The 13,996-nt window shown below is 67.3% G+C and carries 11 protein-coding genes; 7 read left to right on the plus strand and 4 right to left on the minus strand.

All coding sequences use genetic code 11. The features are described from left to right. Position 1 precedes the first annotated feature (1 nt). From KV106_RS26625 to ahpC, 4 genes are all read right to left on the minus strand, one after another. A complete protein-coding gene (locus KV106_RS26625) occupies positions 2-1,099 on the minus strand; it encodes a hemin-degrading factor (protein ID WP_261213590.1) in 1,098 nt (365 codons plus the stop codon). 34 nt (positions 1,100-1,133) lie between these two features. Continuing rightward, the gene (locus tag KV106_RS26630; protein WP_261213591.1) at positions 1,134-3,410 is read right to left on the minus strand and encodes a TonB-dependent hemoglobin/transferrin/lactoferrin family receptor; all 2,277 of its coding nucleotides are present in this window, start codon (positions 3,408-3,410) and stop codon (positions 1,134-1,136) included. Positions 3,411-3,604: 194 nt separating this feature from the next. Continuing rightward, entirely contained in the window at positions 3,605-5,161 is a 1,557-nt protein-coding gene (gene ahpF / locus KV106_RS26635) for an alkyl hydroperoxide reductase subunit F (RefSeq protein WP_261213592.1), read from the minus strand. Between the two features lie 91 nt (positions 5,162-5,252). Continuing rightward, positions 5,253-5,816: an alkyl hydroperoxide reductase subunit C gene (gene ahpC / locus KV106_RS26640; RefSeq protein WP_057595992.1), complete on the minus strand. Its 564-nt coding sequence runs from the start codon at positions 5,814-5,816 to the stop codon at positions 5,253-5,255. Between the two features lie 257 nt (positions 5,817-6,073). On the opposite strand from ahpC, the gene bfr reads away from it, so the two are divergent. The 7 genes from bfr (at position 6,074) to KV106_RS26675 (ending at position 13,944) form a co-directional block, all read left to right on the plus strand. Further along, positions 6,074-6,550, plus strand: coding sequence for a bacterioferritin (gene bfr, locus KV106_RS26645; RefSeq protein WP_057595993.1), 477 nt, complete (start codon positions 6,074-6,076; stop codon positions 6,548-6,550). Between the two features lie 223 nt (positions 6,551-6,773). Further along, positions 6,774-7,427, plus strand: coding sequence for a PepSY-associated TM helix domain-containing protein (locus KV106_RS26650; protein WP_057595994.1), 654 nt, complete (start codon positions 6,774-6,776; stop codon positions 7,425-7,427). A 71-nt stretch (positions 7,428-7,498) separates the two neighbouring features. Beyond that, entirely contained in the window at positions 7,499-7,999 is a 501-nt protein-coding gene (locus KV106_RS26655) for a DUF2271 domain-containing protein (protein ID WP_261213729.1), read from the plus strand. Between the two features lie 47 nt (positions 8,000-8,046). Next, positions 8,047-8,856 carry a DUF4198 domain-containing protein gene (locus KV106_RS26660; RefSeq protein ID WP_261213597.1) on the plus strand — a complete coding sequence of 270 codons (810 nt, stop codon included), beginning with the start codon at positions 8,047-8,049 and terminating at the stop codon, positions 8,854-8,856. Between the two features lie 5 nt (positions 8,857-8,861). After that, positions 8,862-9,890, plus strand: coding sequence for an FAD:protein FMN transferase (locus KV106_RS26665; protein WP_261213601.1), 1,029 nt, complete (start codon positions 8,862-8,864; stop codon positions 9,888-9,890). Next, positions 9,887-11,248 (plus strand): sulfite reductase subunit alpha, encoded by a 1,362-nt coding sequence (locus tag KV106_RS26670; protein ID WP_261213603.1) that lies wholly within the window; start codon positions 9,887-9,889, stop codon positions 11,246-11,248. Before KV106_RS26665 ends, KV106_RS26670 begins: the two co-directional genes overlap by 4 nt. Before the next feature lie 290 nt (positions 11,249-11,538). After that, positions 11,539-13,944, plus strand: coding sequence for a catecholate siderophore receptor Fiu (locus KV106_RS26675; RefSeq protein WP_261213604.1), 2,406 nt, complete (start codon positions 11,539-11,541; stop codon positions 13,942-13,944). Positions 13,945-13,996 lie beyond the last annotated feature (52 nt).

The following is a 13,996-nucleotide window of genomic DNA, read 5'->3' on the forward strand; positions in this document are numbered from 1 at the left end:
ATCAGGCGGCCGGTGCCGCCGCGGGCAGCCGCGCGAGCCCGCGCACCAGCGTGCGCCAGTCCTCGCGCTCGGGCACGCCGGGCTTGCGCGCGCCGAAGAACATCGCCATCAGCTCGCCCTCGCCGTCGAAGGCCTCGACCGAGGTCACGTGGCCGTCGCTGGTGGGCTTCTCGACGATCCACACGCTCGCGATGCGGTCTTCGCGCAGGTGCAGGTTGAAGCCGGGGTCGAGCACGTTGAGCCAGCGCATCGGCGCGGCGTCGCCACGCGCCGGCATCTCCATCGGCTCGACGCGCACCACCGGCCCGGTGTGGATCTGGATGCAGCCGGGGCTGCCCACGAAGACCATGATCGGCGTGCCGCTGAAGGCCGCTTCCTGCAGCAGGTCGCCCACCGCATGCAGCGCGGCGCGCTGCGTGAACTCGCCCTCGGTGAGGCGGAAGCTCTGCTGGCGCTCGGCATCGAACTTCTTGAGCAGGCCGAAGAATTCGTGCGTGTCCTGCATGCCGCGCCAGGCCTCGGCCAGCGCGCCGGCGTCGATGGCGGCGTCGGCGCGCGGCGCGGGCTTGGGCTCGGCCGGCTTGAACGCCACCTGAAGCTCCGGCGCCGCATGCGCATCGATCACCGCCTGCAGCGCGCTGCGGTCGGTGGCCTCGCGCACGAAGATCTTGTGCACCGCCAGGCCGTGCGCGTCGAAGAACTGCAGGCTCAGCGAGGACGGCACGCCGGGGTTGGCGGCCGCCTCGTCCACCGCGAAGCCCACATGCCAGCGGCTGAAGAACAGCCGCAGGTCGATCGCCTCGCCGAGCGCGAGCCCCATGGCCTCGCCGCCGGAGAGCTTCTCGTAGATGCCGGTCTTCTCGTGCACCGTGGTCTCGTTGCGCGTGAGCGCCAGCAGCGGCCCGCAGGCCTCGAGCGACTGCAGCAGCGCCAGCCACGGCCCGCGCAGCGGCGTGGCGCGCAGGGCCTTGTCGTGCGCGCCCGCATGGGCCGCGATCGCGGCGCCCTCGGCCAGCCCCATGGCGGCCGCGGCGTCCTTGTGGCGCATGCCCTTGGCGCGCAGCTCGGCGAAACGGTGGCGGATGTCGTCGGCATTCATCGTCGGTGGTCCTTCCTGGGTTGAATTCGGTGGCTCAGAAGTCGGCCACGAGCGAGACGTTGAAGCTGCGTCCCGGCTGCGTGTAGGCGTCGCGGATCAGCGCGGTGGAGGTCAGGCCGCGCACGTCGCTCCACATCCAGTAGCGCTTGTTCGTGAGGTTCGTGATCGAGGCGTTGAGGCGCAGGTCGCGGTTGATGCGCCACTGCGCGCTCAGGTCCAGCGTGGTCGCCGAGGGCGTGAGGAACTGCACGCCGCCGGTGGTGATCTCGGCCCCATCCACGTCGGAGCGTTTCTTGGCCGCATGGTGCACCGCGTCGAGCCGCACCGACCAGGCCGGCGCCTTGTAGGCCAGGCCGAGGTTGATCTTGCGCGGATCGATGGAGTTCAGCGGCCGGTTGTTGCTGCGGTCGCGCCCGCGCGTCTGGCCCCAGGCGAAGGGCACCGAGAAGCCATTGCCGTTGTCGGTGAAGTCGAGCTCGCCCTTGACCTCGAAGCCGCTGATGCGCGCGCGGCCGATGTTGACCGACTGGAAGGTGGCCGGGTTCACGCGCGAGCCGAACACGCCGCCGACCTGGCGGTCGTTCTCGATCAGGTCCTTGTAGTTGCCGCTGAAGGCGGCGACGTCGAAGTTCAGCAGGCCGGTGCGCCCGCGCACGCCGAGCTCCACGTTCTGGCTCTTCTCGGGCTTGAGGTTGGGGTTCGGGATCGTGCGGTAGCCCGAGATCGTGTTCTCGAAGAAGTTGTTGACCTGGAACGCGTTTGGCGCCTTGAAGCCCGAGGCGTAGTTGCCGTAGACGCTCCATTGCGGCGTGGCGCGGAACAGCACCCCGAGCTTGGGCGAGACCGCCGAGCCCGAGAGCGAGACGGCCTGCGCGTTGAAGCCGGCCTGCTTGGCGTCGAGCGAGAAGCGGTCGAAGCGGATGCCGGGCGTGATGCTCCAGCGGTCATGGATGAACTCGTCCTGCACATAGAAGGCCGAGGAGGTCTCGCGCGTGTCGGGGAAGCGCTTGAGCGGATAGCTCTCGCCCGCGGGCGGCACCAGGCCGGTCTGCAGGTTCTCGACGTTGGTGCGCGCGTAGTCGAAGCCGTAGGTGATCTTCTGCGCCCAGTCCCCGGTGCGCACCAGCTTGTCGGCCTGCAGGCCGAACTGCCAGGTGCTCTCGTCGTAGGTGACGTCGCGCGAACGGTCGGCGGCGCTGAAGCGGTCCTCGAAGATGTACTCGCGCGACTTCGATTTCTGGTAGCTCACCGTGGCCTGCAGGCTGTCGGCCACGACCGAATTCAGGCGCAGACCCCCGTCGTAGGTGAAGCGGTCGCGCTGCAGGTCGGTGCGGGCATTGAGGCCGACCACCGAGGTCGAGGCATAGGGCGGCTTCGCGAGGCCCGACAGCAGGTCGTAGCGGCTGGTCTTCTCGATGTGCTCGAAGGTGAAGCCGTGGCGCTGGTCGGCATTGGGCGTGAGGATGACCTTGGCCAGCAGCGCCCCGCTGCGGTCGCGCTGCGGGTTGGGCGTGGTGCGGTCGGCATTGGGCGCGTTGTAGCTGCCGCGGTTCTCGAGCTCGTGCGAGCGGCCGAGGTTGGCCGAGAGCAGCCACTGCAGCGTGTCGCTGGGCTTGCCCGCGAGCGTGACGCCGGCGCGGCGGCCGTTGTCGTCACCGCTGTAGCCCAGGCTGGCGCTGCCGCCGAAGCTCTTGCCGTCGCGCAGGAACGAGGACGGATCGCGCGTGATGAAGTTGACCAGGCCCGCGAGGCCGTCGGAGCCGTAGAGCGCCGAGGCCGGGCCCTTGAGGATCTCGATGCGCTCGATCAGGCCGATGTCGAAGTAGTCGCGGCCGAAGGCGTTGGCGCTGAAGACATAGCTGCGCGGCGTGCGGATGCCGTCGGTCAGCAGCAGCACGCGGTTGCCGTCGAGGCCGCGGATGTTGAAGCCGGCGTTGTTGTCGCGGCCGGTGTTGCCCTGCGCGAGCCCGAAGCGCGCCGGCGAGCGCTTGACCGAGACGTTCGGCAGGTCGCGCACCGCGTCGCGGATGTCGTTGATCTGCTTCGATTCGATCGTCTCGCGGTTGAGCACCTCGACGCTGACCGGCAGCGCGTCCTTCTCCTGTTCGGAGCGCGAGCCGCTGACCACGATCTCGCCGAGCGCGGCGACCTGCTGCGGGGGCGGCTGCTGGGCCCAGGCCGGCGCCGCGGCGCCGAAGCCGCTGGCGATCAGCCAGGGCAGCAGCGCGCGGCGCGCACGCACGGGTCGGGAAGGGGAAGAAGAGGAGAACGGGCGCTCGAAGCGCGAGGAACGGGTAGAGGTGGCGGCCACGAAAAAGGTCCGGCAAGCGTTGGAATGGACAACGGCTTGCTGGACCTCGGCGCAGCGGAAACTGCGCGGCTGACCTGGCTGGCGGCGGGAGGCTCGGTTCTCTTTTCTTGGTGTTCTCGCCGCGATGCGCGGCGTGCGAGCCTCTGAAAACTATTTTATGAGAATAATTCTCATCTGACCGCCGATGGACCCACTCAAGCTGGGGCTGAAGTGCGGATCAGGTGATCGAATGCACCGAGCGCCGCCTTCGCGCCGTCGCCGGCCGCGATGATGATCTGCTTGAACGGCACCGTGGTCGCGTCGCCCGCGGCGAACACGCCGGGCACCGAGGTCTGGCCCTTCGCGTCCACCACGATCTCGCCGTGCTTCGACAGTTCGATCGTGCCCTTGAGCCAGTCGGTGTTGGGCACCAGGCCGATCTGGATGAACACGCCCTCGAGTTCGACGCGCTTGGCTTCGCCGGTCGCGCGGTCCTTGTAGACCAAGCCGTTGACCTTCTGGTCGCCGGTGATCTCGGTGGTCTGCGCGTTGGTGAACACGTCGACGTTCTTCAAGCTGTGCAGCTTGCGCTGCAGCACCGCGTCGGCGCGCAGTTGGGTGTCGAACTCGATCAGCGTGACATGGCCCACGATGCCGGCCAGGTCGATCGCCGCCTCGACGCCCGAGTTGCCGCCGCCGATCACGGCCACGCGCTTGCCCTTGAACAGCGGGCCGTCGCAGTGCGGGCAGTAGGCCACACCCTTGTTCTTGAACTCGTGCTCGCCGGGAACGTTGATGTTGCGCCAGCGCGCGCCGGTCGAGATGATCACGGACTTGCTCTTGAGCGACGCGCCGCTCTCGAGCTGCACCTCGATCAGGCCCTCGCCCGGAATCAGCGCCTTGGCGCGCTGCAGGTTCATGATGTCGACCTCGTAGTCGCGCACGTGCTCCTCGAGCGCATGGGCGAACTTCGGTCCCTCGGTCTCCTTGATCGAGATGAAGTTCTCGATGCCCATGGTGTCGAGCACCTGGCCGCCGAAACGCTCGGAGGCCACGCCGGTGCGGATACCCTTGCGCGCGGCATACACGGCCGCCGCGGCGCCCGCGGGACCGCCGCCGACGATCAGCACGTCGAACGGGTCCTTGGCGGCGATCTTCTTGGCTTCGCGCTCGACGCCGCTGTTGTCGATCTTCGCGAGGATCTCTTCGAGGCTCATGCGGCCCTGGCCGAACTCGGTGCCGTTGAGGAACACGGTGGGCACGGCCATCACCTGGCGTTCCTTCACTTCTTCCTGGAAGGTGCCGCCCTCGATCATCGTGGTGCGGATGCGCGGGTTCTGCACCGCCATCAGGTTCAGCGCCTGGACCACGTCGGGGCAGTTGTGGCAGGTCAGCGAAACGTAGATCTCGAACTCGAAATCGCCGTCGAGCGCCTTGATCTGGTCGAGCACGGCCTGCTCCACCTTCGGCGGGTAGCCGCCGATCTGCAGCAGCGCGAGGATCAGCGAGGTGAATTCATGGCCCATCGGCAGGCCGGCGAAGCGCGGGCCATGGTTTTCGCTCGGGCGGTTGACCGAGAACGAGGGCTTGCGGTGGTTGTCGTCGCGGCTTTCGCTCAGGCGGACCAGCGGCGAGGCTTCGGCCACGTCCTTCAGCAACGACAGCACTTCGTCCGAGGCCTTGCTGTCGTCGAGCGAGGCGACGATCTCGATCGGCTGCGTGGCGCGGTCGAGGTAACTCTTCAATTGGGCTTTGGTGCTGGCGTCGAGCATGAGGAACTCTCTTTCGATAACTGGAAACTATCAACTGGGGACAAGAAAGCCCGGGGGCCTCGTGAGCGCCCGGGCTTTCGCGCGGAGCGCCTTAGATCTTGCCGACGAGGTCGAACGACGGGGCGATGGTCTTGTCGCCTTCATTCCACTTGGCCGGGCAGACTTCGTTCGGGTGGGCGGCGGTGTAGACCGCTGCCTTGAGCTTGCGCAGGGTTTCCTTGACGTCGCGGGCGATCTCGTTGGAGTGCACTTCGGCGGTCTTGATGATGCCTTCGGGGTTGATCACGAAGGTGCCGCGCAGTGCCAGGCCTTCTTCGGGGATGTGCACGCCGAAGTTGTTGGTCAGCGTGTGGGTCGGGTCGCCCACCAGCGGGAACTTGGCCTTGCCCACGGCCGGCGAGGTGTCGTGCCAGACCTTGTGCGAGAAGTGCGTGTCGGTGGTCACGATGTAGACCTCGGCACCCAGCTTCTGGAACTCGGGGTAGTTGTCGGCCGCGTCTTCGACTTCGGTCGGGCAGTTGAAGGTGAAAGCCGCCGGCATGAAGATCAGCACGGACCACTTGCCCTTGAGCGTTTCGTCGGACACATCGATGAACTTGCCGTTGAGGTAGGCCTGGGTCTTGAAGGGCAGGACTTGGGTGTTGATCAGGGACATGAAGATTCCTTGGATGCTGCGGGTGGAAAAATAAGTGCGAGCCATGAGTATAGCTACCAATATTGCATTTTTAATAGTCAAGAGCTATTAAAAGTATTGGGAGCCGCTATGTTTGCGATGGGCTCGCCGCGTCTCAATGCGAACGTGTATCGCCATCACACGCATGCAGACCGCGAATGCATGGCTTTGCTTGCGCCGGCCTCCCCCGCCCTCCGACAATCGCGGCCTTTACTGCTTTCATAAGAAGGAAAAACACCATGAAGGGCGATCCCAAGGTCATCGAGCATCTGCAGGCACAGCTCAAGAACGAGCTGACTGCGATCAACCAGTACTTCCTTCACTACCGCATGCTCAAGCACTGGGGCCTCGACAAGCTGGCCAAGAAGGAATACGAAGAATCGATCGGCGAGATGAAGCATGCCGACAAGCTGATGGACCGCATCTTCATGCTCGACGGCCTCCCGAACCTGCAGGACCTGGGCAAGCTGAACATCGGCGAGGACGTGCCCGAACTGCTGCGCTGCGACCTCGGCGCCGAGACCGGCGCGCAAGCCACCATCAAGGACGGCATCGCGCATTGCGAATCGGTGCGCGACTACGTCTCGCGCGACCTGCTGCAGGAAATCCTCGACGACACCGAGGAGCACATCGACTTCCTCGAGACCCAGATCGACCTGATCGACCGCGTGGGCCTGCAGAACTACCTGCAGTCGCAAATGGGCGAGATCGAGTAAGTCTCTCCTTCGCATTTCACGGCACGCGACAACTGCGGGACCTCGGTCCCGCTTTTTTTTGGGCGTGCGTTTGGCCTTTACCAAACTTCACACGCTATCCAATTAATAGCATAAGACAAAGGATTTACCTTAGATTCGACAGGATCGCCCCCTTCGGCAAGGGTCGAACCCGATTGCCAAACGAAATCAATTCTCATTTGCGCGCCTAAAATGCCGGCCGCCAATGAATGCCGCCTCCCCCGACAATCGCCGCCGCGCCTACTGGCTCAAGACCCTGCACGAATGGCACTGGGTCAGCTCCGCCATCTGCCTGATCGGCATGGTGCTGTTCAGCGTCACCGGCTTCACGCTCAACCACGCGGGGCAGATCGAGGGCAAGCCGCAGGTCACGCGGCTGCACGCGACCGTCGACGAGGCGCTGCGCACCCGCCTCGAATCGGCCATGGGCGAGGTCAAGGCGAACACGGCGGCCAAGGGCAAGGCCGCGCTGCCCGCCGAACTCCAGGCCTGGGTGCGCCAGCGCTGGGACATCGACACCGCCGGCCGCGAGGCCGAATGGTCGGACGACGAGATCTACCTGTCGCTGCCCCGCCCCGGCGGCGACGCCTGGCTGCGCCTGAGCCTGGCCGACGGCGAGGCCGAATACGAGCGCACCGACCGCGGCTGGCTCTCCTATTTCAACGACCTGCACAAGGGCCGCAACACCGGCACCGCCTGGAGCTGGTTCATCGACATCTTCGCGGGTGCCGCGCTGGTCTTCTCGATCACCGGCCTGTTCATTCTCAAAATGCATGCGGGCAACCGCCCTTTCACCTGGCCGATGGTGGGCATGGGGCTGGTGGTGCCGGTGCTGCTCGCGCTGCTTTTCATCCACTGACTTTGGTTTCGTCCGTTTCGAAGAAAGAGGCCCCTCTCGTGCACATCCGCTACTCGCTCGCACCGCTCGCCATGTCGGCGCTTTTCGCCGCGCCGGCCTTTTCGGCCAGTCTCGGCGTCAACATCGAGGTGCCGCGCCTCAACGTGTCGGAATACCACCGCCCCTACATCGCGACCTGGATCGAGCGCGCCGACAACACCGTGGCCGGCACGCTGGCGGTCTGGTACGACGTGCGCACCAAGACCAACAACCCCGAGGGCGAAGGCACCAAGTGGCTCAAGGACATGCGCCAGTGGTGGCGCCGCGGCGGCCGCGACCTGTCGGTGCCGATCGACGGCGTGACCGGCGCGACCAAGCCCGCGGGCAAGCACCAGTTGAACTTCACCGACGGCAGCGCGCCGATGCCGCAACTGGCGCCGGGCAGCTACAAGCTGGTGGTGGAAGCCGCGCGCGAAGTCGGCGGCCGCGAGGTCGTGAGCATTCCGTTCCAGTGGCCGCCGGCCAGTGCCTCGCAGCCGACCGCTTCGGGCAAGGAAGAACTGGGCGAGATCAAGCTCGAGCTCAAGCCCTGACCGCCACATCGCCCCGCACCTTCGCCGCCCACCTTCAAGGAATCTCCATGAACATCCTCCGCCTGCGCGCCGCCGCCATCGCCGCCGCCTTCTTCGCCATCGCCCCGCTGTCCCAGGCGCACAACGCCTGGCTGCTGCCCTCGGGCACCGTGTTCTCGAAGGCCGACACGGTCAGCGTCGATGCCGCGGTGTCGAACGACCTGTTCGTCGCCAACCATGCGCCGCTGCGCCTCGAGGGCCTGCAGATCACCGCGCCCGACGGCAGCACCGTCAAGCCCGAGAGCGAAGCCAAGCTCAAGCAGCGCAACGTGTTCGACGTGCCGGTCGCGCAGCCCGGCACCTACCGCATCGCCGTGATCAACGGCGGCGCCTTCGCGAGCTGGAAGGACAAGGCCACCGGCCAGAACAAGCGCGCGCGCGGCACGCCCGAGACCATCGCCAAGGAGATCCCGGCCGATGCGCAGGACGTGACCATCACCCAGTCCTCGGGCCGCATCGAGACCTTCGTCACCGTCGGCAAGCCCTCGGCGCTGAAGCCGATCGGCCAGGGGCTGGAGCTGATCTCCGCCGGCAGCCCGACCGACCTCGCCAAGGGCGAGAAGGCCAGCTTCACGCTGCACCTGGACGGCCAGCCCGCCAAGGACCTCGAAGTGACGGTGACCGCGGGCAACACGCAGTACCGCGACAAGCTCGAGGAGTTCAAGGTCAAGACCGACGACAAGGGCCAGTTCAGCGTGACCTGGCCGAGCGCCGGCATGTACTGGCTCGACGTGTCCACGCGCGACGGCAAGACCACCGTGCCGAACGCCAAGGAGCGCCGCCTGAGCTACGCGGCCACGCTCGAAGTCATGCCCTGACCGCCTTGGGCCTTTCCTTCGCCTCCCGCGGTTCCTGGCACGGCGGCTACGCCAACGCGGCCGTGCCGCGCCTCGCCGATCCGGCCCGCCTGCACCAGCTGGCCGGCCGGACCATGGGCACGACCTGGTCGCTGCGCTTCGACAACCCCGGCATGCGTCCGCTGGCCGAGGTGCGCGAGGCGGTCGAATCGGCGCTGGCGCGCGTGATCGCGCAGATGAGCCACTGGGAGGCCGACGCCGGGATCTCGCGCTTCAACCGCGCGCCGGCGGGCACGCGGCACACGCTTCCGGCCGAGTTCGCGCGCGTGATGGCCTGCGCGCTGCAATGGGCCGAGGACAGCGGCGGCGCGATCGATCCGACGGTCGGCGCACTGGTGGCCAGTTGGGGTTTCGGCCCCGATGCAAACGATGGCCCCATCGACACGGACGCTCTTGAAGCGGCACGCGAGCGCACGGGCTGGCGAAAGCTCGCCTTCGAAATGGCCGATGACGCAACGGCCACGCTGACCCAACCCGGCGGCTTCGCGCTCGATCTGTCGGGCATCGCCAAGGGCTTCGCGGTCGATCACGGCGTCGAGGCCCTGCAGGCGCTCGGCCTCGAGGATTTCCTGTTCGAGATCGGCGGCGAGCTGCGCGGCGTGGGCCGGCGCCCCGGCGGACAGCCGTGGCGCGTGCAGGTCGACGGCGAACTGCCCGCCCCGGTGCACGTGGCGCTCGACGGCCTCGCGATCGCCACTTCCGGCGATCGATGGCACCAGCGCGAGCACGCAGGCCGCCGCTGGTCGCACACCATCGATCCGCGCAGCGGCGAGCCCGTGACCACCGGGCTCGCGAGCGTCACGGTGCTGCACGCGCAGTGCATGCAGGCCGACGCGCTGGCCACGGTGCTGACGGTGCTCGGAGCCGAGGAAGGCTTCGTCTTCGCCGAGGCGCGCGGCATCGCGGCGCTGTTCGTCGCGCATGCGACGCAGGGCGACGAAGCGCCGAGCCTGCGCGCGACGCCGGCCTGGACCGAACGGGCCACCTCGGCATGAACGAGACACTGCTGCGCGCGCTGGCCGCGGGCTCCACCGTGGCCGCCTACGGCGCGATGTGCCTGGCGATCTACACGCGCGAACGCCGCGCTGTCGCGGCCACCGCGCGCGCCGCGCAGGCACTGGCGGGCGACGGCACGGTGCCTCCGACGCTGGTGCTGTTCGCCAGCCAGACCGGCCAGGCCGAAGCCATCGCCTGGCAGACCGCGCGCCGCCTGCGCGCGGCCGGCACGCCGGTGCGCGTGATGGAACTCAATGCGCTCGACGCCGCCACCCTGCGCGACGCGCGGCAGGCGCTGTTCGTGGCCAGCACCTATGGCGAAGGCGATGCGCCCGATGGCGCCAGCCTGTTCGCCGAAAAGGCGATGGCCGAGCAAACCGATCTCTCCGCGCTGCGCTACGCGGTGCTGGCCCTGGGCGACCGCCAGTACGCGAACTTCTGCGGCTTCGGGCGCCAGCTCGACGACTGGCTGCAAGGCCAGGGCGCGACGCCGTCCTTCGCGCGCGTCGAGGTCGACAACGGCGATCCCGAGGCGCTGGCCGCGTGGCATGCGCGATGGGGAGATGCCGAGGTCGCGCACGACGAGGAAGAAAGCCGCGCCTTCGCTCCGTGGCGTCTCGCGCATCGCAACCTGCTCAATCCCGGCAGCGCGGGCGCGCCGGTCTTCCTGCTCGGCCTGGTGCCGCAGGCCGGTGCGATGCCGGCGTGGGACTCGGGCGACCTGGTGCAGATGGCGGTCGCGAGCGATCCATCGCGGCCGCGCGACTACTCGATCGCCTCGCTGCCCGCCGATGGCGAACTGCAGTTGCTGGTACGACAGGAACAACACCCCGACGGCACGTTGGGCATGGCCTCGGGCCATCTGACCTCGACGCTGGCCATCGGCGACACGGTGGCGCTGCGCCTGCGCGCGCACCGCGGCTTCCGCCTCGAGGGCAATGCTTCGCGCCCGCTGATCCTGATCGGCAACGGCACCGGGCTGGCCGGCCTGCGCGCCCACCTGCGCGCGCGCATCGCGGCGGGCCGGCACGAGAACTGGCTGGTGTTCGGCGAGCGCCACGCGGCGCACGACTTCCTCTGTCGCGACGAGATCGAGGGCTGGCAGCGCGAAGGCGCGCTGAGCGAACTCGACATGGTGTTCTCGCGCGACCAGGCCGAGCGGCTCTACGTGCAGCACCGGCTGCTGCAGCGCGCCGATGCGCTGCGCGAATGGCTCGCGCGCGGCGCGGCCGTGTACGTGTGCGGCAGCCTGCAAGGAATGGCCGCGGGCGTGGATGCAGCGCTGCGACAGGTGGCCGGCGAGGCGCTGTGGACCGAGCTGGTCGGCTCGGGGCGCTACAGACGCGACGTCTACTGAAGCCCTCGGCGGCCGATGCCGCCTAGCATTGTTGCAACCCTGTCAACAATTTCCGCAGAATTAGCAGTTGCATCAGTGCAACAAAGTATCTACTTTACAAAGCCACAGGGGCATATTCCAGCAAAAGTACTCAGTGTTCGTATTGATAAACATTATCATTTGACACGGTTTTTACTTCTGCCCTCCCGCAGTTCGCTCACCCAGCCAGCCCGCCAGTGCTTCCGCAAGCACGCGCGCAGGGCATCGCCAGTCGAGTTCTCAGGGCGTTTTTTCCTTTTTCGAGAACCTTCATGGCCACCTCCTATATCAAGAGCCGGAAGCACGCTGTCGCGCGCGCCGTTCCCCAGGTCTCGGGCGCCGCAGCCGCCACGCTGATCGCCCTCTCCGCCCCCGCCATCGCCCAGCAGCAGCCCTCGCGCGTGCTGCCCGAGATTCGCGTCGAGGGTTCGGTCGCCGCCGACTTCAAGGCCGACACCTCGGCCAACACCAAGTTCACGGCACCGCTGGTGAACACGCCGCAGACCGTGCAGGTGATCAGGGAGCAGGTGCTGCGCGACCAGGGCGCGACCACGCTGACCGAGGCGCTGCGCAACACCCCCGGCGTGGGCACCTTCTTCCTCGGGGAGAACGGCAACACCAACACGGGCGACGCGGTGTTTATGCGCGGCTTCGACAGCTCGAGCGCGATCTTCGTCGACGGCATCCGCGACCTCGGCTCGGTTTCGCGCGACACCTTCAACATCGACCAGGTCGAAGTCGTGAAGGGCCCCTCGGGCACCGACGTGGGCCGCACCTCGCCCACCGGCTACATCAACCTCGTGACCAAGAAGCCGAAGCTCGACGACAGCTTCACGGGTTCGCTGGGCTTCGGCAGCGCCGACTTCAAGCGCGGCAGCATCGACTGGAACAAGTCGCTCAGCGGCGAGAACGGCATCGGCGCGGCCTTCCGCCTGAACGCCGTGGCCGAGGACGCCGGCGTGGCCGGCCGCGACTACGTGAAGAACAAGCGCTGGTCGATCGCGCCCTCGCTGGCCTTCGGTCTCAACAGCCCGACGCGCGTCTACCTCGACTACGTGCACGTCAAGCAGAACAACGTGCCCGACGGCGGCGTGCCGACGATCGGACTGCCGGGCTACTCGACGCCCGATGCGACGGCCATCCGCAGCGGCCTCGCTCGCCGCACCTTCCTGAACTACGCGCAGCGCGTCGACTCGAGCAACTTCTACGGCACCAGCTCGGACTTCGACCATGTCACCACCGACATGTTCACCGCGCGCGTCGAACACGACCTGACGCCGGACATCACGATCCGCAACACCACCCGCTACGCCAAGACGCAGCAGGACTACATGCTGACCGCGTTCATGGGCGGCGGCCTCACCGCGTCGACGGCCGGCGTCGGCCAACTGCCCGCGGTGAACTCCGGCTTCATCAACACGGTGGTGCCGACGAATCCCGCGACCTGGACGATCACGCGCAACCTGCCGACCAACAAGGACCAGACCAATACGATCTTCACCAACCAGACCAGCGTCTCGGCGAAGTTCAACACCGGCGGCATCAGTCACACCTTCAACGGCGGCCTCGAGTTCATCCGCGAAACCCAGCGCGCGAACAACTACTACACGGCCGGCTATCCGACCGTCGGCACCACTTTCGCGCCGGCTGGCACCTGGCCCGCAGCCAATCTGTACGCGCCCGACCCCAACGTGCTCGGCTACAACCGCATCCCCAACGGCACCGGTTCCGACGGCAGCACGGACACGATCGGCCTCTTCGCCTTCGACACGATCAAGTTCAACGAACAGTGGCAGCTCACTGGTGGTTTGCGCTATGACCACTACTCGACCAACTACGACGCGACCGCGCTGACCCTGGCTCGCACCGGCAACAACCCGCAGACGTCGACCATCACGCCGACCCGCCTCAAGCTGTCGGACAGCCTGTGGTCGGGCAAGATCGGCCTGGTCTACAAGCCGACCGAGAACAGCAGCGTCTACGCGGCCTACGGCACGGCGGCACAGCCCCCGGGTGGCGCCAACTTCCAGCTCGCAGCAGGCGGCACCGGCAACAGCGCCGCGCGCACCGACTTCCTGCCGCAGAAGGCCAAGACCTATGAACTCGGCACCAAGTGGGACGTGCTCAACAAGCATCTCGCCTTGACCGCCGCGCTCTACCGCACCGACGTCAGCAACGAAGTGGTGCAGGACTCGATCTCGCAGCAGTACTACCAGACCGGCAAGAAGCGCGTGCAGGGCATCGAACTCGGCGTGTCGGGTGCGATCACCGACAACTGGGGCGTGACCACCGGCTTCACGACGATGAACACCCGCGTGCTCAGCGGCCCCTCGGTGCTGGCCGACGGCTCGACCTCGCTGGCCTACACGCCCAAGCGCGCCTTCACGCTGTGGACCACCTACCAGCTGCCGTTCGGACTGACGATCGGCGGCGGCGCGCGCTACAACGGCAAGCTGTACCGCGGCACGGACGGCGCGGTCGGCACGCCGGCCTACGTCGAGTCGTACTGGGTGGTCGACGCCATGGCGTCCTACCGGATCAACAAGAACGTGGACCTGCAACTGAACGTCTACAACCTGTTCGACAAGGACTACGTGGCGGCCATCAACAAGTCGGGCTACCGCTACACGCCGGGCACGCCGCGCTCGTTCAAGGTCACCGCGAACTTCGCGTTCTGATCCTTCGCCACGGCGCGCCACCGGCCAGGGCCGGTGCGCCGCGCCGCGGTGC

The sequence above is a fragment of the Variovorax endophyticus genome (assembly GCF_025376855.1).
Lineage (GTDB): Bacteria > Pseudomonadota > Gammaproteobacteria > Burkholderiales > Burkholderiaceae_C > Variovorax.

Coding starts and splice junctions, on each gene's coding strand:
- KV106_RS26670 (WP_261213603.1), top strand. CDS start 9,887: ATGAACGAGACACTGCTGCGCGCGCTGGCCGCGGGCTCCACCGTGGCC.
- KV106_RS26650 (WP_057595994.1), top strand. CDS start 6,774: ATGAATGCCGCCTCCCCCGACAATCGCCGCCGCGCCTACTGGCTCAAG.
- KV106_RS26675 (WP_261213604.1), top strand. CDS start 11,539: ATGGCCACCTCCTATATCAAGAGCCGGAAGCACGCTGTCGCGCGCGCC.
- KV106_RS26625 (WP_261213590.1), bottom strand. CDS start 1,099: ATGAATGCCGACGACATCCGCCACCGTTTCGCCGAGCTGCGCGCCAAG.
- KV106_RS26655 (WP_261213729.1), top strand. CDS start 7,499: ATGTCGGCGCTTTTCGCCGCGCCGGCCTTTTCGGCCAGTCTCGGCGTC.
- ahpC (WP_057595992.1), bottom strand. CDS start 5,816: ATGTCCCTGATCAACACCCAAGTCCTGCCCTTCAAGACCCAGGCCTAC.
- bfr (WP_057595993.1), top strand. CDS start 6,074: ATGAAGGGCGATCCCAAGGTCATCGAGCATCTGCAGGCACAGCTCAAG.
- ahpF (WP_261213592.1), bottom strand. CDS start 5,161: ATGCTCGACGCCAGCACCAAAGCCCAATTGAAGAGTTACCTCGACCGC.
- KV106_RS26660 (WP_261213597.1), top strand. CDS start 8,047: ATGAACATCCTCCGCCTGCGCGCCGCCGCCATCGCCGCCGCCTTCTTC.